This window comes from Mesorhizobium sp. DxT (assembly GCF_058448885.1).
This window is the reverse complement of the sequence record NZ_JBZFLJ010000003.1, coordinates 166,261-184,585: the sequence shown is the minus strand read 5'-3', so window position 1 is coordinate 184,585 and position 18,325 is coordinate 166,261. Positions and strand designations below refer to the sequence as shown.

General features: G+C 64.7%; 18 protein-coding genes. 2 read left to right on the top strand and 16 right to left on the bottom strand.

The genetic code is table 11. The features are described 5' to 3' along the window. From gnd to ACVJNE_RS07975, 14 genes are all read right to left on the bottom strand, one after another. Positions 1-1,428, bottom strand: a complete 1,428-nt coding sequence (gnd, locus tag ACVJNE_RS08040; protein WP_499564505.1) for an NADP-dependent phosphogluconate dehydrogenase — start codon at positions 1,426-1,428, stop codon at positions 1-3. Between the two features lie 152 nt (positions 1,429-1,580). Further along, the gene (locus ACVJNE_RS08035) at positions 1,581-1,991 is read right to left on the bottom strand and encodes a RidA family protein (protein ID WP_499564503.1); all 411 of its coding nucleotides are present in this window, start codon (positions 1,989-1,991) and stop codon (positions 1,581-1,583) included. Positions 1,992-2,043: 52 nt separating this feature from the next. Continuing rightward, the gene (locus ACVJNE_RS08030; protein WP_499564501.1) at positions 2,044-2,730 is read right to left on the bottom strand and encodes an ABC transporter ATP-binding protein; all 687 of its coding nucleotides are present in this window, start codon (positions 2,728-2,730) and stop codon (positions 2,044-2,046) included. After that, positions 2,727-3,476 carry an ABC transporter ATP-binding protein gene (locus ACVJNE_RS08025; protein ID WP_499564499.1) on the bottom strand — a complete coding sequence of 250 codons (750 nt, stop codon included), beginning with the start codon at positions 3,474-3,476 and terminating at the stop codon, positions 2,727-2,729. The genes ACVJNE_RS08030 and ACVJNE_RS08025 overlap by 4 nt, the downstream gene beginning before the upstream one ends. Next, a complete protein-coding gene (locus tag ACVJNE_RS08020; protein WP_499564919.1) occupies positions 3,469-4,449 on the bottom strand; it encodes a branched-chain amino acid ABC transporter permease in 981 nt (326 codons plus the stop codon). The genes ACVJNE_RS08025 and ACVJNE_RS08020 overlap by 8 nt, the downstream gene beginning before the upstream one ends. Positions 4,450-4,459: 10 nt before the next feature. Next, entirely contained in the window at positions 4,460-5,380 is a 921-nt protein-coding gene (locus tag ACVJNE_RS08015) for a branched-chain amino acid ABC transporter permease (protein ID WP_444726995.1), read from the bottom strand. 195 nt (positions 5,381-5,575) lie between these two features. Then, a complete protein-coding gene (locus ACVJNE_RS08010; RefSeq protein ID WP_499564497.1) occupies positions 5,576-6,721 on the bottom strand; it encodes an ABC transporter substrate-binding protein in 1,146 nt (381 codons plus the stop codon). A gap of 111 nt (positions 6,722-6,832) precedes the next feature. Beyond that, on the bottom strand, positions 6,833-7,612 hold the full coding sequence (gene kynA, locus ACVJNE_RS08005) for a tryptophan 2,3-dioxygenase (protein ID WP_499564917.1): 780 nt from the start codon (positions 7,610-7,612) through the stop codon (positions 6,833-6,835). A 59-nt stretch (positions 7,613-7,671) separates the two neighbouring features. After that, positions 7,672-9,300 carry an AMP-binding protein gene (locus ACVJNE_RS08000; RefSeq protein ID WP_499564496.1) on the bottom strand — a complete coding sequence of 543 codons (1,629 nt, stop codon included), beginning with the start codon at positions 9,298-9,300 and terminating at the stop codon, positions 7,672-7,674. Further along, positions 9,297-10,448 carry an acyl-CoA dehydrogenase family protein gene (locus tag ACVJNE_RS07995; protein ID WP_499564494.1) on the bottom strand — a complete coding sequence of 384 codons (1,152 nt, stop codon included), beginning with the start codon at positions 10,446-10,448 and terminating at the stop codon, positions 9,297-9,299. Before ACVJNE_RS07995 ends, ACVJNE_RS08000 begins: the two co-directional genes overlap by 4 nt. Beyond that, positions 10,448-11,260 carry an enoyl-CoA hydratase family protein gene (locus ACVJNE_RS07990; protein ID WP_499564492.1) on the bottom strand — a complete coding sequence of 271 codons (813 nt, stop codon included), beginning with the start codon at positions 11,258-11,260 and terminating at the stop codon, positions 10,448-10,450. The genes ACVJNE_RS07995 and ACVJNE_RS07990 overlap by 1 nt, the downstream gene beginning before the upstream one ends. Then, a complete protein-coding gene (locus ACVJNE_RS07985; RefSeq protein WP_499564490.1) occupies positions 11,257-11,730 on the bottom strand; it encodes a MarR family winged helix-turn-helix transcriptional regulator in 474 nt (157 codons plus the stop codon). Before ACVJNE_RS07985 ends, ACVJNE_RS07990 begins: the two co-directional genes overlap by 4 nt. A gap of 2 nt (positions 11,731-11,732) precedes the next feature. Beyond that, positions 11,733-12,488 (bottom strand): SDR family NAD(P)-dependent oxidoreductase, encoded by a 756-nt coding sequence (locus tag ACVJNE_RS07980; RefSeq protein WP_499564488.1) that lies wholly within the window; start codon positions 12,486-12,488, stop codon positions 11,733-11,735. Continuing rightward, positions 12,488-14,779, bottom strand: coding sequence for a bifunctional salicylyl-CoA 5-hydroxylase/oxidoreductase (locus ACVJNE_RS07975; protein ID WP_499564486.1), 2,292 nt, complete (start codon positions 14,777-14,779; stop codon positions 12,488-12,490). The genes ACVJNE_RS07980 and ACVJNE_RS07975 overlap by 1 nt, the downstream gene beginning before the upstream one ends. Positions 14,780-14,928: 149 nt before the next feature. Between ACVJNE_RS07975 and ACVJNE_RS07970 the strand changes: the two genes are divergently transcribed. Continuing rightward, positions 14,929-15,759, top strand: coding sequence for a hormone-sensitive lipase (locus tag ACVJNE_RS07970; RefSeq protein WP_499564915.1), 831 nt, complete (start codon positions 14,929-14,931; stop codon positions 15,757-15,759). A 46-nt stretch (positions 15,760-15,805) separates the two neighbouring features. Next, entirely contained in the window at positions 15,806-16,042 is a 237-nt protein-coding gene (locus tag ACVJNE_RS07965) for an Lrp/AsnC ligand binding domain-containing protein (protein ID WP_499564484.1), read from the top strand. A 3-nt stretch (positions 16,043-16,045) separates the two neighbouring features. Here ACVJNE_RS07965 and ACVJNE_RS07960 read toward each other — a convergent pair whose 3' ends face one another. Both ACVJNE_RS07960 and ACVJNE_RS07955 read right to left on the bottom strand, forming a co-directional pair. Continuing rightward, positions 16,046-17,632 (bottom strand): FGGY-family carbohydrate kinase, encoded by a 1,587-nt coding sequence (locus ACVJNE_RS07960; RefSeq protein WP_499564482.1) that lies wholly within the window; start codon positions 17,630-17,632, stop codon positions 16,046-16,048. Continuing rightward, positions 17,629-18,306 (bottom strand): HAD family hydrolase, encoded by a 678-nt coding sequence (locus tag ACVJNE_RS07955; protein ID WP_499564479.1) that lies wholly within the window; start codon positions 18,304-18,306, stop codon positions 17,629-17,631. Before ACVJNE_RS07955 ends, ACVJNE_RS07960 begins: the two co-directional genes overlap by 4 nt. Positions 18,307-18,325 lie beyond the last annotated feature (19 nt).

The window sequence follows — 18,325 nt, the reverse complement described above, 5'->3', positions numbered from 1 at the left end:
TTAACTCGCCGCGCCCGATCCCCACGGTCCATGGTGTTCACCCTCGAGGTCGATGCGCTCGAAGCCGTGGGCTCCGAAATAGTCGCGCTGGGCCTGGATGAGATTGGCGGTTCCACGCGCCTGCCTGAACGCATCGAAATAGCCCAATGCTGCCGAAAGTGCGGGCGCGGGCAATCCCCCCAGTGCCGCGTGCGACACGACACGGCGGAGCGACGGCTGCGCCTCGTTCATCATCTCCACGAAATCGCCAATCAGCAGCAGGTTTTCCGCCTTCGTGTCGGCTTCGAAGGAGCGCGCAAGCGTTCCAAGGAATTGCGAGCGGATGATGCAGCCGGCGCGCCAGATGCGCGCGATCGTCGGCATCGGAAGGTTCCATTTGAACTCCGACGAGGCCTCCGCCATCACGGCAAAACCCTGGGCGTAGGCCGCGATCTTGCCGGCAAACAGGGCGAGTTCGAGATCGTCGATGAAGGCCTTGTCCGGAGCGCGCCCCGCCGGCTCGGCAGCGCCGCCGTAGGCGCTGGCTGCCGCCTCGCGCAGCTCCTTTTCGGCAGACAGGCTGCGCGCGGCGACGGCCGATTCGATCGCGGTCGCCGGCACCCCCATCATCTGCGCCTCGACCGCCGACCAGCGGCCTGTACCCTTCTGGCCCGCCCGGTCGAGGATCATGTCGACCATGGGTTTGCCCGAAACGGGGTCCGCAGCTTCCAGCACGGCGGCCGTAATCTCCACCAGATAGGAGTTCAGCCTGCCCTCGTTCCAGCGCGCGAAGATCGCGCCGATCTCTTTCGCTTCCATGCCGAAGCCGTCGCGCAGGATGCCGTAAATCTCGGCGATCATCTGCATGTCGGCATATTCGATGCCGTTGTGGATGGTCTTGACGAAATGACCCGCCCCGCCTTCGCCGAGCCAGGCGCAACACGGCTCACCCTCGTAGCGGGCGGCGATGGCGGTGAGGACGGATTCGACCCGCTTATAGGCGTCTTCCTTGCCGCCAACCATGATCGACGGACCGTGACGCGCGCCTTCCTCGCCACCCGAAACACCCATGCCGATGAATGTCAGGCCCGAACCTTCAAGCTCGGCGAAGCGCCGCATCGTGTCGCGGAAATTGGCATTGCCGGCATCGATGATGATGTCCCCCTGTGCCAGCAGGTCGCGCAGGCCCTCGATCTGCTCGTCGACCGCCTTGCCGGCCTGCACCATGAGAATGATGGGGCGCGGCGGCTTGATCTGCGCCACGAGTTCCTCGAGGGAGGCACAGGGCACGATGTTGCCCCGCAGGTCGCCGGCATTTTCGAAGAAGGCACCGGTACGGGTCGAGGTGCGGTTGTAGACGGCTATGGGATAGCCCTTCTCGGCGATGTTGAGCGCGAGATTCGAGCCCATGACACCGAGGCCGATCAGGCCGATTTCCGCTTTGGACATGAGGCGTTTCCATCGATGTGGGTTTATTGTTCTGGCGGCAATGATGAACGCCAGCCAATCAATGCGTCAACCTGCTCCTTCCGCATGGCAGCCATGACGGAAGCGCTGCACAACGCTATGGCAAAAGAACCGCGCGGGCGGTCCGACGATCCTCAGGGAAGGACCGCCGTTGCCTCGATCTCGACCTTGGCCTCATCCTCGATCAGGGCAACGACCTGAACCATGGTCATCGCCGGGAAATGCCGCCCCATGACGGCCCGGTAGGCTTCGCCGATACCCTTGAGATTGGCCAGGTAATCCTGCTTGTCGGTGACATACCAGGTCATGCGGACGATGTGTTCCGGTCGGCCACCGGCTTCGGCGAGGATCGCCACGATGTTTTCCAGCGTCTGCCGCGTCTGGCCGACAAGGTCCTTCGCCTCGAAGACCTGATCGCCGGTCCAGCCAATCTGGCCGCCCATCCAGACGGGCCGGCCTTCCGTCATCAGTCCGTTGGCATAACCCACAGCCTTCTTCCAGGATGCTGGATGGAGAAGCTGGTGCGGGGTTTGTGTGTCAGTCATCGGTATAATCCTCCGATAGACAGGCGCTTGCCGCCTGTTCTTCGTTGCGGCGTCAAACGCCGAGATAGCGGTCCTGAAGCGATGGTGTGAGCTCATCCGGGCGACCGATCCAGACGGTGGCGCCCTTTTCCAGCACCACGCAGCGATCGGCCGAGGGCAGCAGTTCGGAGAGCGTTTTGTCGACGATGAGGATCGACTGTCCTTCCGCCTTCAGCACGCGGATCACGGTCCAGATGTCATTGCGGATCACGGGTGCGAGGCCTTCGGTCGCCTCATCGAGGATCAGCAGCTTCGGATTGGTCATCAGCGCGCGGCCGATCGCCAGCATCTGCTGTTCGCCGCCCGAAAGGGTGCGCGCCATCTGGTCACGTCGCTCTTCCAGCCTGGGAAACAGCCGGTTGATCTCGGCGAGGTTCCAGCGTCCCGAACGGGCGGCGGCAAGCAGGTTCTCCGCGACCGTCAGGTTGGGGAAGCAGCGCCGGCCTTCCGGCACCAGTCCGATGCCCAGCCGGGCGATCCGATGGGGCCGCATGGCCTGTATCTCACGCCCGCCAAGCCGCACCTTGCCGGCACGCGCCGGGGTCATGGCGAGTATCGAGCGGATGGTCGTGGTCTTGCCCATGCCGTTGCGGCCCATCAGTGCCACGACCTCGCCCTCGGCGACATCCAGATCGACACCGAACAGCGCCTGGCTCGCGCCGTAGAAGGTCTCCAGCCCGGCAATCTCGAGCAGCTTCATTCGGCACCTCCCAGATAGGCGCGTCGGACCTCCGGATCGCTGCGTATCTCCTCGACCGTGCCGGTTGCGATGACCCGGCCATAGACCAGTACCGAGATGCGGTCGGCCAGCGCGAACACGGCGTCCATGTCGTGTTCGACCAGCAGGATCGGCGCCTCACGGCGCAGCCCGTCGAGGAAGCCAGTCAGGGTCTTCGACCCCTCCGGGCCCATGCCGGCCATCGGTTCGTCGAGCAGGAAGGCCCGCGACCCGAGCGCGAGCGCGATGGCGATCTCGAGTTGGCGCCGCTCGCCGTGCGAAAGCTCGGCGGCCGCAACGCGGGCGCGGTCCTTGAGGCCGGCGCGTTCCAGCGCCGCCATCGCAGGCTCGACCAGCGTCGCATCACGCATCACCGGCTTGAAGAAGCGGAAGGATGTTCCCTGCCGCGACTGGACGGCAAGCATCACGTTGCGCAACGCCGAGAATTCGGGCGCCAGCGAGGAGACCTGAAACGAACGTCCCAGGCCCATGCGGGCGCGCTCTGCCGCGCCAATATGGCTGACAGGCTTTCCTAGAAACTCGATCTCGCCGCTGTCCGGTTTCAGCGTGCCGGCGATCTGGTGGATCAGCGTCGACTTACCCGCGCCGTTTGGGCCGATGAGCGCGTGAATTTCGCCCGAAACCAGATCGATGCTGACATTCTCCGTTGCCCGCAACGCCCCGAAAGACTTGCACAGATCGCGGATGGCAAGAACGGCTTCAGCCATGACGCGCCCTCCCGGCAAGCAATCCGATCAGCCCGCCACGGGCGAACAGAACCACGCCAAGCAGCAGGAGCCCGAGGAAGAATTGCCAGCGTTCCGTCAGGCCGCCGAGGATGTATTCGAACATAACGAACAGCATTGCGCCTGCGAGCGGGCCGCACAGCCGGCCGACACCGCCGAGAATGATGAGGACGATGAACTCGCCCGACATCTGCCATGACAGCATCGACGGGCTGACGAAGCGGTTGAGATCGGCATAGAGCGCACCGGCCAGCGCGGTGATCATGCCCGAGATGACGAAGGCGGCGAGCTTGATGCGAAAGGGCGCGATGCCGACGGACGCGACACGCACTTCGTTCTGCCGCGAGGCCTGCAGCGCCGCTCCGAAACGCGAGTCGCGCAGCAGGGCAAACAGCACGAGGCCGGCCACCAGCAACGCATAACAGATTAGGAAGTAGTTCTGCGGCACAAGCGTGTTGACGCCCGGGAACGTGTTGCGGATCGTGATCGACAGCCCGTCCTCACCGCCATAGGCGGGCCAGGAGATCGCGAAATAATAGGTCATCTGCGCGAAGGCGAGCGTTATCATGATGAAATAGACGCCCGACGTGCGCAGGCTGATGGAGCCGATCGCCGCCGCAAGCAGCCCGCCCGCCATGATGGCGACCGCCCATATCACGGGCATCAGATTGCTGCCCGGCACCGCGAACAGCCCGAAATCGAGAGGCTGGGCGGAAAAGGCATGGCTGGCCAGGATGCCGGCCGCATAACCGCCGATGCCGAAGAAGGCTGCGTGGCCAAACGACACAAGGCCGCCGAGGCCCAGCGCGATGTTGAGACCTATGGCTGCGAGGCCGAGGATCGCCATGCGGGTCGCAAGCGTGACGTAGAACGGCTTGCCGAACTGCATGGCGATGAAAGGCACGGCCAGCAGCAGCAAGGCCAGAACCAGATTGATCGCCGTTTCGCGTGAGATCGTCATCGCCTTACCCCTTCGCCGCAAAGAGGCCCTGCGGGCGCACCGCAAGAATGACGGCCATGACGATGTAGATCAGCATCGATGCGACCGCGCCGCCGACGAGGCCGGCCCGCGACGGGTCCATGAACACACCGAAAAGCTGCGGCAGCAGGATGCGCCCCATCGTATCGGTAAGCCCGACCAGCAACGCGCCGACGAGCGCGCCCTTGATCGAGCCGATGCCGCCGATCACGATCACCACGAAAGCGAGGATGAGCACCGGCTCGCCCATGCCGACCTGCACGGATTGCAGCGCGCCGACCATTGCGCCGGCAAGCCCGGCAAGTGCTGCGCCCAGCGCGAACACAACCGTATAGAGCGTGCGGATGTCGACACCCAGCGCCCCGATCATCTCGCGGTCGGACTCGCCGGCACGGATGCGCATCCCGAGCCGGGTACGCGAGATCAGGAGGAACAGGCCGACCGCGACCGCGACGCCGACGCCGATGATCGCCAGCCGGTAGAGCTGATAGCGCGAGCCGCCGGGAATCGGGACGGTTCCCTGCAACAGCGGCGGGATGTCCAGATAGAGCGGAAAGGAACCGAAGAGCCAGCGCGTCCCTTCCGAGAAAATCAGGATCAGGGCAAAGGTCGCCAGAACCTGGTCGAGATGGTCGCGCTCGTAAAGACGCCTGATGACGAGGATTTCGACCAGCGCGCCAGCAGCGGCAGCCGCGGCGAGGCTGGCCGCGAGCCCCAGCCAGAACGAGCCGGTCGCGGCCGCGACCGCGGCACAGGCGAACGCACCGACCATATAGAGCGACCCGTGGGCAAGGTTGATCAGCCCCATGACGCCGAAGATCAGCGTCAGCCCGGCGGCCATGAGGAACAGCATCACGCCGAGCTGCAGCCCGTTGAGAATCTGTTCGATGAAGAGAGCGGTTTGCACGGGTGGAATGTCCGGGTCAGGCCTGTTGCTTAGCTGTATGATGGGTGCGGCATTGTTGTCCCCTTTCCCCGTTCATGGAGAGAGGGTTGAAGGAGGGGCGGCACGATGGTCTCAACAAGTCCCTGCCCCTCATCCGCCTGCCGGCACCTTCTCCCCGCAGGCGGGGAGAAGGAAGCCTGCCGCTAAGCGATGGACCTACTGCAACGAGCACTCGGCAGCGTAGGCGTCCTTGTGATCGGTGAAGGCAGTGGAGACGATCTTGTTCGTCAGCACGTCACCTTCCTTGATAACTTCGCGAACGTAGATGTCCTGTATCGGATGGTTGTTGGTGTTGAAGGAGAACTTGCCACGGACGCTGTCGAAGTCGGCTTCCTTCAGCGCGGCCCGGAATGCATCCGCATCCTTGACGCTCGCCTTTCCGGCCGCAGCGACGATAAGGTTCGCCGTGTCGTATGCCTGTGCGGCGTAGACGGAAGGCAGGCGGCCGTATTCGGCCTGGAAGGTTTCGACGAACTTCGCATTCGTCTCGTTGTCGAGATCCTTCGCCCAAGAACCGGAGTTCTTGACGCCGAGGGCCGCGTCACCGATCGCGCCCAGCACATCCTGGCTGAACGAGAAGCCGGGACCCATCAGCGGGATGTCGACGCCCGACTGCGCGTACTGCTTGGTAAAGGCGATGCCCATGCCGCCTGGAAGGAACATGAAGACGGAGTCGGCGCCGGAAGCGCGGATCTGCGCGATCTCGGCTGCGTAGTCGGTCTGACCGAGCTGGGTGTAGACCTCGCCCGTCAACTCACCCTTGTAGAAGCGCTTGAAGCCGGTCAGCGCGTCGGTACCGGCCGGATAGTTCGGCGCAAGGATAAAGGTCTTCTTGTAGTCCTGGTTTGCGTACTGGCCCATCGCCTCGTGGAAATTGTCGTTCTGGTAGGCGACGTTGAAATAGTTCTCGTTGCACTGCGACCCGGCAAGCGGCGAGGGCCCCGCGTTGACAGAGAGGTAGAACTTGCCCTGCGCCACGGCGCTCGGCACGACGGCCATGGCAAGGTTCGACCAGATGATGCCGGTCAGAATGTCGACCTGGTCCGACTGGATCATCTTGTCGGCGATCTGCACGGCGAGCTCGGGCTTCTGGCCGTCATCCTCGGTCACGACCTCGATCTCGGATGCCGCGTCGCCGGCATTCTTGAGCGCGAGCATGAAGCCGTCGCGGGCATCGATGCCGAGGCCAGCACCGCCGCCCGAAAGCGTGGTGATCATTCCGATCTTGACCGGCTCGGCGAAGGCCGCGCCCGACACACTCATGGCAAGCGCGGCAAGGCCCGCTGCAATCACTTTCTTCATAGTTCTACTCCCGTTGTTACCTGGAACCCCTCTGGGTTCCCTACGTTGGAAAAATCCGCGGGCGTTGGCCAGCCCGTCTCCTTCATTTTGTTGGGCCTTGCGGCCACCGCATCAAAGCTCCGTCCTCACGGTCCAGAGTTCAGGGAAAAGCTCGACCTCCAGCATGCGCCGGAGATAGGAGACGCCGGCGGTGCCGCCCGTGCCTCGCTTGAGGCCGATGATGCGTTCCACCGTCGTCACGTGATTGAACCGCCAGCGGCGGAAATAATCCTCGAAATCGACCAGCTTCTCGGCCAGTTCGTAAAGCGCCCAATGGGTTTCCGGCGCCTGGTAGATGGCCTGCCAGGCAGCCTTGACGGCATCCTCCGGCTGGCGCGTGGCGCGCCAGTCCTTTCGCTTGGCATCGTCGCCAATGTTGAAGCCTTTGCGGGCAAGCAAGGCAATCGCCTCGTCGTAGAGGCTCGGCCGCACAAGGATCGCTTCCAGCCGCGCGACGATTGCCGCATCGTGCGCGTGTGGCTTGAGCATCGCCGCATTCCGGTTGCCGGCGAGAAATTCAATGGCCCTGTATTGCCAGGACTGGAACCCCGACGACTGGCCAAGATCGCCGCGAAAACGCGTATATTCCGACGGCGTCATCGTGCGCAGCACGTCCCATGCGCTGTTGAGCTGCTCGAAGATGCGGGCAACGCGCGTCAGCATCTTGAAAGCCGGCTGAAGATCGTCACCCCGGATCGCCTCCATCGCCGAGGAAATCTCGTGGATGGCAAGCTTCATCCACAGTTCGGACGTCTGATGCTGGATAATGAACAGCAACTCGTCGGGCGAGGCGGAGAGGGTCTCCTGCGCGTCGAGGATTTTGTCCAGGTGCAGATAGTCGGCATAAGACATCCGGCCGCGGAAGTCGGTCTCTGCGCCTTCCGGCGTCGTGGTCCTGGCGTCTTCGCCGGTCACGCGACGCCTCCTTCACGCAGCCGGAACCGCTGGATCTTGCCGGTCTGGGTCTTCGGCAGTGCTGCCACGATTTTCACCGAGCGCGGATATTTGTAGGGTGCGATCGTCGCCTTGACGTGGTCCTGCAGCGCGCGGATCGTATCGCCATCGGCCACGGTTCCCGCGGCAAGCACGACATAAGCTTCGACGATCTGGCCGCGCTCTTCATCCGGCGCGCCAATAACGGCGCATTCGGCAACGAGCGCATGCGCCAGCAGCGCGGCCTCGACCTCCGGCCCGGCGATGTTGTAGCCGGCGGACAGGATCATGTCGTCGGAGCGCGCTGCGAACCGGAAGCGGCCGTTCTCGTCCTGGAGGAAGGAATCGCCGGTGAGGTTCCAGCCGTCCCGCACATAGTCCATCTGGCGCTGGTCGGCGAGATAGCGGCAGCCTGTCGGGCCGCGAACGGCCAGGCGGCCGATCGTGCCGCGTGGCAGTTCCTTCATGTCACCGTCAACGATCTTCGCCTCGTAGCCGGTCACCGGCCTGCCGGTCACGCCGGGTGCGCGATCGTCCAGCCGGTTGGAAATGAAGATGTGCAGCATCTCGGTCGCACCGATGCCGTCGAGAATGGGCTTGCCGGTCTTGGCAATCCATTCATCATAGACCGGGGCAGGCAGCGTCTCGCCCGCCGAGACCGCGATGCGCAGCGACGACAGATCCGCGCCCTCGTCCATCGCCTTCATCATCGCGCGATAGGCGGTCGGTGCGGTGAACGAGATCGTCGCCTTGTAGGTCTCGATGATCTCGACCATGTTCGGCGGCGTCGCGCTTTCGAGCAGCGTCGCGGCAGCCCCGAACCGCAGCGGAAAAACCGCCAGCCCGCCAAGCCCGAAGGTAAAGGCCAGCGGCGGCGAACCGACGAACACGTCGTCCGGCGTCACGTTCAGCACTTCGCGGGCGTAGGCATCGGCGATGATGAGAATGTCGCGATGGAAATGCATCGTCGCCTTGGGCACGCCCGTAGTGCCCGACGTGAAACCGAGCAACGCAACGTCGTCGCGACCGGTTTTCACCGCCTCGAAGGTAACCGGCTTGTCGAGCGCGGCGCGGTCGAGTTCCGCATCGTGGTTTGCAGTGCCGTCGAAGCCGACAACCTGCTTGAGGAAACGGCTGTCCTTTGCGCAGGCGACAAGCTCGTCCTTGATGCGCGTGTCGCAGAGCGCGAGTGCGATCTCCGCCTTGTCGACGATCTTGGCGAGTTCGCCGGCGCGCAGCATCGGCATGGTGTTGACGACGACCGCGCCGGCCTTGGTCGCTGCCAGCCAGCAGGCGACCATCGCAGGATTGTTGGGCGAACGGATCAGGATACGGTGGCCTGGCTTGACGCCGTAATTCTCAACGAGCGCGCGCGCCAGCCTGTTCGTCCAGTCCGAAAGCTCCTTGTAGGTCCGGCGCCGGCCGTTGCCGATCAGGGCCGTGCGGTCCCCGTACCCCTTCTCGACCAGGCGGTCGGTGAGCTCGACCGCGCAGTTGAGGTAATCCGGATAGTCGAAACCCTGCTGCGGCAAATCCGGCCACTGGTCAAAGGGCGGAAGGTTGTCGCGACTGAATGTATCGACGTGCCCGCTGGGCCCGAGGCTCATGACGCTGCTCCCATTGTCTGCCGCGCGATCACCACCTTCTGGACGTCTGATGCGCCCTCATAGATGCGCAATGCGCGGATTTCCCGGTAGAGGCTCTCGACGATGTGCCCCCTGCGCACACCGTCGCCCCCATGTAGCTGCACCGCCTTATCGATCACGGCCTGCGCGCGGTCGGTGGCATAGAGCTTGGCCATCGCCGCCTCGCGCGTGACACGGGCAGCACCCGCATCCTTGGTCCATGCGGCGCGATAGACGAGCAGCGCGGCCGCATCGACATCGAGCGCCATGTCGGCGACATGACCCTGCACCATTTGGAGGTCGAAGAGCGGCGCGCCGAAGAGCTCGCGGTTGCCGACGCGACTAACCGTTTCATGAAGCGCACGGCGGGCAAAGCCCAGCGCCGCGGCCCCGACGGTCGAGCGGAAGACATCCAGCACCGACATGGCGATCCTGAAGCCTTCCCCCGGCTTTCCGATCATCGCCGATGCGGGGACCCGCACGTCATCGAAAGACAGACGCGCCAGCGGGTGCGGCGCGATCACCTCAAGCCGCTCGGCAACAATCAGGCCGGGCGTATCGGCAGGGACTACAAAAGCGGAGATGCCCTTCGCGCCCGGCGCTTCGCCGGTACGGGCGAAGACACAATAGAGATCGGCAATGCCGCCGTTGGAAATCCAGGTCTTCTCGCCGGAGAGCACGTAATCGCCGCCGTCCCGCGTCGCCGCCATCTCCATATTGGCGACGTCGGATCCGGAGCGCGGTTCGGACAGGGCAAAGGCGGAGATGGCCTTCCCCGCGCGGGTCTTCTCCAGCCATTGGCGCTGCTCCGGCGTGCCAAACAGGCTGATTGCACCGGTGCCGAGCCCCTGCATGGCGAAGGCGAAATCGGCGAGGCCGTCATGCCGGGCAAGCGTCTCTCGGGTGATGCAGAGCGTACGCACATCGAGCGGCTGCGGGTCGGCGGGATCGATCGCGCTCGGCGTGAGAAAGCCGGCGTCGCCAAGTGCTGCAACGAGCCGCCGGCAGGCCGCGTCGACATCCGAATGGTCGACCGGCAGGTTGGCCGTGCACCACGCTTCCAGCCGTTCTGCATGCTCGCGATGGCGGTCCTCGAAGAAGGGCCAGGACAGGAAGGAACGGTCGGCCATCAATCCCCCTCGAACACCGGGCGTTCCTTCGCCACGAACGCCCGATACGCCCGTTCGAAGTCGCGCGTCTGCATGCAGATTGCCTGCGCCTGCGCTTCCGCCTCGATCGCCTGGTCCAGTCCCATCGACCATTCCTGGTTGAGCTGGGTCTTGGTGATGCCATGCGCGAAGGTCGGGCCCGCGGCCAGTTGGCCGGCAAGCTTGAGCGCCTCGGCTTCCAGATCGGCGGCGGCGACGAGCCGGTTGTAATAGCCCCAGCGCTCGCCTTCGGCAGCGCTCATCGTGCGGCCGGTATAAAGCAGTTCGGCAGCGCGGCCCTGGCCGATGATGCGCGGGAGCATGGCGCAGGCGCCCATGTCGCAGCCCGCGAGGCCTACGCGGGTGAATAAGAAGGCGGTCTTCGCCTCCGGCGTCGCCAGCCTGATGTCGGAGGCCATGGTGATGATGGCGCCAGCACCCACCGCAACACCGTCGACGCCCGAGACAATCGGCTTGCCGCAATTGATCATCGCCTTGACGAGGTCGCCGGTCATGCGCGTGAAGGCGAGCAGGCCCTTCATGTCCATGTCGACCAGCGGGCCGATGATGTCGTGCACATCGCCGCCCGAGCAGAAATTGCCGCCATTGGGGAGAAAACAGACGACATCGACATCGTCGGCATAGACGAGGTCGCGGAAAGTGTCGCGAAGCTCAGCATAACTTTCGAAAGTCAGCGGGTTCTTACGCTCGGGCCTGTCGAGCCGCACGGTTGCGACCCGGTTCTCGACGCTCCAGAGAAAATGCTTCGGCTTGAGGCCCGCCATCTCACTCAATGTTCGTTCTCCCAATTGCTGCGGAAGGCTTTCAGCATGACCGAAAGCCGCCGCGCATCCTCCTCGCTCACCTCGCCCAGAAGCTCGGCGATCCATATCTCGTGGGCCTCAGCCATCGCCGCAAACCGCGCCGAGCCAGCTTCCGTGAGCCTCGCGATCGATGTGCGCCGGTCGCCGTCGCGGTTGGCGCGCACGACGAAACCGTCGGTCACCAGCCGGTCGACGATGCCGGTCACGTTGCCGTTCGAAACCAGCAGAAACCGCGACAGGTCGCTCATCAGCATGCCTTCGGGCTGACGATACAGCGCCGACATCACGTCGAAACGCGGCAGGGTCGTGTCGAACTCGCGCTTCAGCCGCTCACGCAGCTCGCCCTCGACCACCCGCGCGGCGCGCAGCAGCCTGATCCACAGGCGCAGCCGCTCCTTGTTGGTGGCGGGCTTTTCCAGCGTCTCGGCGGATGCGTCCATCGTCACCCGCCTCCGGAGATCGGAATGGCCTGGCCGGTGACCGAGATCGCCGCATCGCTGACGAGCCACATGGCGGCGGCGGCCACTTCCTCCGGCTTAATCAGCCGGTGGTTGGGATTGATCTCGGCAAAGCCGCGCCGCGCCTCTTCCTCGCTGCGGCCAGTCTTTTCCATGACGCGATGGATCGACTGCTCCAGCATTTCGGTCTCGACGTAGCCGGGGCAGATGGCGTTGACGGTGACGCCGGTCTTGAGCAGTTCGGCGGCAAGCGCGCGGGTGAGGCCGACCACGCCGTGCTTGGAGGCCACATAGGGCGCAACATAGGCAGAGCCGCGCAGGCCGGCGACCGACGCGATGAAGACGATACGGCCGCGCGCCCGCTCGGCCATACCGGCGAGCGCCGGGCGCACGGTCAGGAATGCGCCGGTGAGATTGACGTTGACGATGCGGTTCCAGTCCTCGAGCGTCGTGCGATGCGCGGGCGCGCTGGAGGCAATGCCGGCATTGGCCACGACGATGTCGAAGGGACCGCGTGCGGCTTCCGCCTGCGCATAGAGCGCCCGGACCGAATCCTCGTCAGTCACGTCGGCGACAATCGCGTGGATGTTGTCTGCCTTGTCGGCGACCTTGGTCAGCTCGCTTTCGCGGCGCCCGCAGATGGTCACGGCGACGCCCGCCCCAGCCAGCGACAACGCGATCGCGCGACCGATGCCCGACGAGCCACCGGTGACGAGCGCGTGCTTCCATGCCGTCGCCATCACACTTTCCCCGTCATTTGTTCCTGCCGTTCGGCAAGGCGATAGAGCTGGTCGCGGCCCGGCAGGTAGGGGTCGGGCCACACCACGCCACGGTCGCCCAGTTGGGCTGCGGCGTGAAGCGTCCAGTACGGGTCGGCCAGATGCGGCCGTGCCAGGCACACCAAGTCGGCGCGGCCCGCCATCAGGATCGAGTTGACGTGATCGGGCTCGTAGATGTTGCCGACCGCCATCGTCGCCATGCCCGTCTCGTTGCGAATGCGATCCGAGAATGGCGTCTGGAACATGCGGCCATAAACGGGCCTGGCGCGGATCGACGTCTGGCCCGCAGAGACGTCGCAGATGTCGACGCCGGCAGCCTGCAGCAGCCGCGCGATCTCCACCGCCTCGGCCGGCGTGATGCCATCGTCGCCGACCCAGTCATTGGCCGAGATGCGCACGGAAATCGGCTTATCTTCAGGCCACACTGCACGCACCGCGTGGAAAACCTCGAGCGGATAGCGCATGCGGTTTTCGAGGCTGCCGCCATATTCGTCGTCGCGATGGTTGGTCAGCGGCGAGATGAAGGAAGACAGCAGATAGCCATGGGCCATATGCAGTTCGAGCATGTCGAAGCCGCAGCGCTCCGCCATTTCGGCGGCAGTCACGAACTGGTCTCGCACCACATCCATGTCGGCGCGGTCCATCGCCTTGGGCGTCTGGTTTTGCGGCGACCATGGCACGGCCGATGCGGCGAGCAGCGGCCAGTTGTCTTGCTTCAGCGGTGCGTCCATCTCCTCCCAGCCGAGCTGGGTCGAGCCCTTGGCGCCCGAATGGCCGATTTGGGCGCAGATCTTCGCCTGCGTCTCGGCATGCACGAAATCGACGATGCGTTTCCACGCAGCCTCGTGCTCCGGCGCGTAGAAGCCGGGGCAACCGGGGGTGATGCGTCCTTCCGGCGAGACGCAGGTCATTTCGATATAGACCAGCCCAGCGCCACCCTTGGCGCGCTCGCAATAATGGACGAAATGCCAGTCCGTGGGGCAGCCGTCGACGGCCTTGTATTGCGCCATCGGCGACACGACGATGCGGTTCTGCAACTCCATGCCGCGCAGCCTGTAGGGCGCGAACATCGGCGCGCGGTTCTCGTTGGCGGCGGCGCCCGCCTGCCGCTGGAACCACGCCTCGGCGCTGCCCAGCCATTCGGCGTCACGCAGCCGCAGGTTTTCGTGGCTGATGCGCTGCGAGCGCGTCAGCAGCGAATAGTTGAACTGGACGGGGTCGAGATCGAGATAGCGCTCGACCTCCTCGAACCACTCCATCGAGTTGCGCGCCGCCGATTGCAGCCGCAGCACTTCCAGCCGGCGCGCCTCCTCGTATTTGGCGAAGGCGGCTTCGAGCGTCGGCTCTGAGTGGAGATAGTCGGCCATGGCGATGGCAGACTCCAGCGCAAGCTTGGTACCGGAACCGATCGAGAAGTGCGCGGTCGCAGCCGCATCACCCATCAGCGCGAGGTTGCGATACGACCAGCGCTCGCACAGCACGCGCGGGAAACTGATCCAGGCTGACCCGCGAATGTGGTTGGCGTTGGTCATCAGCGCGTGACCGTCGAGGTGATCCCTGAAAATCTCCTCGCAGACGGCGATCGACTCCTGCTGGCTCATGTCGCCGAAGGCGAACTTCTCCCACGTCTCCTGCGAGCATTCGACGATGAAGGTCGCGGTGTCCGGATCGAACTGGTAGGCATGCGCCCACACCCAGCCATGCTTTGTCTTCTCGAAGATAAAGGTAAAGGCGTCGTCGAATTTCTGCTTCGTGCCTAGCCAGACGAACTTGCACTTGCGCGTGTCGATATCCGGCCGGAAATGCTTGGCGAACTCAGTTCGCGTCTTCGAGTTGAGCCCGTCCGCGGCGATCACCAGATCGTAGTCGGCCATCAGCGCCGCGCGGTCGCCCACTTCCGTCTCGAAACGGAGATCGACGCCGAGCTCGCGCGCACGCTCCTGCAGGAGCAGAAGCAGCCGCATCCGGCCAATGCCGCAGAAACCGTGTCCGGTGGACAGCGTCCGTACACCCTTGTGAATGACGGCGATGTCGTCCCAGTAGGCGAAATGTTCGCGGATCGCGGCAGCGCTCTTGGGGTCGTTGGCGGCGAGGTTGTCGAGCGTCTCGTCCGACAGAACGACGCCCCAGCCAAAGGTGTCGTCAGCCCGGTTGCGCTCGAACACGGTGACGTCGTGCGCGGCGTCGCGCAGCTTCATCGAGATGGCAAAGTATAGGCCGGCGGGGCCACCGCCGAGCACTGCAACCTTCATCCGTCACGTTCCCCGTTCTTTTATTTTCAGGGAACATGGCACCGATCCCGGCATGCTTCAAGCCTAAAATTTCAAGGTTGAAATATTTTGCGCACTGGACAGTATGAAGCCGGCAGGCGAAGGAATGGCGCAGGGAGAGCGTGAACCACATGATCTATCACCGCATCACGGACTGGGACGACGCATACGCCAATGGCGCCAATATCCCGCAGGGCGATCGCTGGCCGCAGGCCTGGGTCGAGCCGGCAAAGGCGTTCCGCGACCGGCTTGCCACGGACGGGCGCGCTCGACTGGGGATTGCCTATGGCGATGCGCCCCGCAACCGGTTCGACCTGTTCCTGCCGCAGGGCGAGGCCAAAGGTCTCGTCGTTTTCGTCCATGGTGGTTTCTGGCTGCGGCTCGACAGGAGCTTCTGGTCGCATCTGGCCGCAGGCCCGCTTGCGCATGGCCACGCCGTCGCCATGCCCTCCTATACGCTCTGCCCGGACATCCGCATCGCCGGCATCGTCAGGGAGATCGGCTCGGCCGTCGAGGCCGCGGCCGGCATGGTGGCCGGTCCGATCCACCTCACCGGCCATTCCGCCGGCGGCCATCTCGTCAGCCGGATGATCTGCGCCAACTCGCCGCTGCCGGATGCCGTGCGGTCGCGCATAGCCAACACCGTTTCGATCTCCGGCGTGCACGATCTCAGACCGATGATGGCAACGGCCATGAACGAGACGCTGAAGATCGATCGGGCGGAAGCGGACGACGAAAGCCCGGCGCTGCTGGAGCCGATGACAGGGGCGCGGATCGCCTGCTGGGTGGGCGCGGCCGAGCGCTCCGAATTCGTGCGGCAGAATGCGCTGCTCGCCAATGCATGGACTGGCCTCGGCGCGGAAACGCTGACGGTGGAGGAGCCCGACCGGCATCATTTCAACGTCATCGACGGGCTGGCCGACCCGGACCATGCGCTGACGCGAACGCTGTTGACAGGCTGACTGCCACACACGAGTCTGGTTGAAAGATGGGTGCGGAGTTATTTTGATGAGAGCGGTTTTCGTACAGCTTCAGGTTTCGCCGGGCAGGACCTACGAGGTCGCCGACGAATTGTTCAAGCGCGAGGTCGCGTCCGAGCTTTATTCGACCAGCGGCGACTACGACCTGCTGATGAAGATCTACATCGATGAGAGCGTGGATATCGGCAAGTTCATAAACGACAACGTCGCCAACGTACCCGGTATCGTCCGCTCGCTGACCACGCTGACCTTCAAGGCTTTCTGAGGCTCACTCCATCCGCTCCAGCGCCTTCCTCTGCCGGTGCATTTCGAGGAACACCCGGTAGTCGCGGTCGAAGCGGGCGTGCGCGGCGGCGTTGGGCCGGCGCTCGCGACCTTGCTGCCGCATGCCGGCGCAGGCCTGCGCGAGCGAGGGGTAGAGCCCGGCGGCGGCGGCCGCTGCCATGCCGGAACCGGTGAGCACGGCATCGTCGCCAAGGGGCTCGACGACGCGGCAGCCGGTGGCATCCGAATAAAGCTCCATCAGGATCGGGTTGCGCGTATGTCCGCCGGTGACATGCAGCGTGTCGATGACGAAGCCGCCGTCATTCAGGGTATCGAGGATGTGACGGACGCCGAGCGCGATCGCCACGCAGGTGCGCCAGTAGAGCTTCGCGAGGCTGTCGAAGGATGAGTCCAGCGTCAGCCCGGAGATCACGCCGACCGCATGCGGGTCCGCGAGCGGCGAGCGGTTGCCATGGAAATCGGGCAGCACATGCAGCCGGCCAGCAAAGCCATCTCCCTGCTCGGCCCGCAACACGGCAATGCGCTCGCCGATGCGCCGGTGCATGGCGGCATCGGGCTCGCCGCCCGCGCCATGCCAGCGGATGACGTGATCGAGCAGGGCGCCCGTAGCCGACTGGCCGCCCTCGATCATCCAGAAATCCGGCAGCGTCACGCCCCAGTAGGGCCCCCACGCCCCTGCGAAGGACCGGCGATCCCTGGACATCGCCATGACACAGCTCGACGTGCCGGCAATGAGCGCCATGTGGCGCTCGAGCTCGTCGTCATCGGCAGCGAAGCCTCCGATGACGCCCAGCGCGCCGGCATAAGCGTCGATCATGCCGGCCGCGACCCGGCAGCTTGTTGTCAGGCCGAGTTCGCGGGCTGCCTCTTCCGTGAGTGGCCCTAGGTCGGCTCCTACGGGGACCGTTCGATCCGGCAAGCCGCCATGCGATGGCAGCTCAGGCAGGCCGACGGCATCGAAAAAATCGCGCTGCCAGCCCGGCTCGACATGCGCCAGGAACGTCCATTTGCAGGCCAGCGTGCATTGCGACCGCGCCAGCGATCCGCTGGCGCGGTAGGTCAGGAAGTCCGCGAGGTCGAAGAAATGCCCGGCGGCCTGCCAGCTCTCCGGCAGATGTTTCTTGACCCACATCAGCTTGGGCGCCTGCATTTCCGGTGACATCACGCCGCCGGCATGGTCGAGGACGGCATGGCCGGTGGCGGTGCATTCGTCGGCTTCCGCGATGGCGCGGTGATCGAGCCAGACGATCGTGTCCCACCTTGCCTCACCGGTCGACGACAGCGTCAACTGACGCCCGGCCGTGTCGCGCGCCACGAGTGAACAGGTGGCATCGAAGCCGATACCGACGATCGATTCCGGTGCCGCGCCGGAAACGGACAATGCGGCGCGCACTGCCGCACACACCGCCGACCAGATGTCTTCCGAATCGTGTTCGGCGTGGTCAGCCCTGGGCCGATTCATCAGTATTGGATGCTCGCCGCGCCCGAGCAGCCGCCCGGTGCTATCAAGCACGCCGGCCCGCGCGCTGCCCGTTCCGACATCGACGGCGCAAACCAGCGGCTCGCTCACGGAAGCGACGCCTGCGCGAGAAGCGCGGGGAGACGCTGCATATCGTCGAAAACCAGATCGGGCCCGAGCGTTTCGAAGGCTTCACGCAGGCCGCCCGGTCCGGCATGGGAGCCACCAGCAAAGGCAAAGACCCGCATGCCGGCGGCTTTCGCCGCCTCGATGCCGGCAGGGCTGTCCTCGATGACGATGCAAGCGGCCGGGTCTGCCGCCATCTGGCTGGCAGCATGCAAAAAGAGATCCGGAGCAGGCTTTCCGCGCTTGACCATCGTCGCACTGTAGATGGCCGGCTCCAGCAGGTCCAGAATGCCCGTGACCTCCAGCGACAATCGAATGCGCTCCGGCCGACTGGAAGAAGCCACGCAACGCCGGTGCGGAAGCGCCAGCAGCGTTTCGCGTATTCCATGGATCGCCTTGAGTTCGGCGCGGAACCGCGCCGACATCAGCCGGCGCGTCTCTTCAAGGTGCTCCTCGGTGAAGCGCAGGCCGTAGCGCAGCACCAGCGTCTCGCCGATCGTCGTCATCGAGCGGCCCAGGAACAGCCGGTAGGCGGTTGCCTCGTCGATGTCGCAGCCGGCGCGGGCGATCACATCGCGTAGCACCGCGATCGAGATCGGCTCGCTGTCGACCAGGACGCCGTCGCAATCGAAGATGACCAGTTCGGTCTCGCGTTTCATGGATATTCAGTCGCCTCCG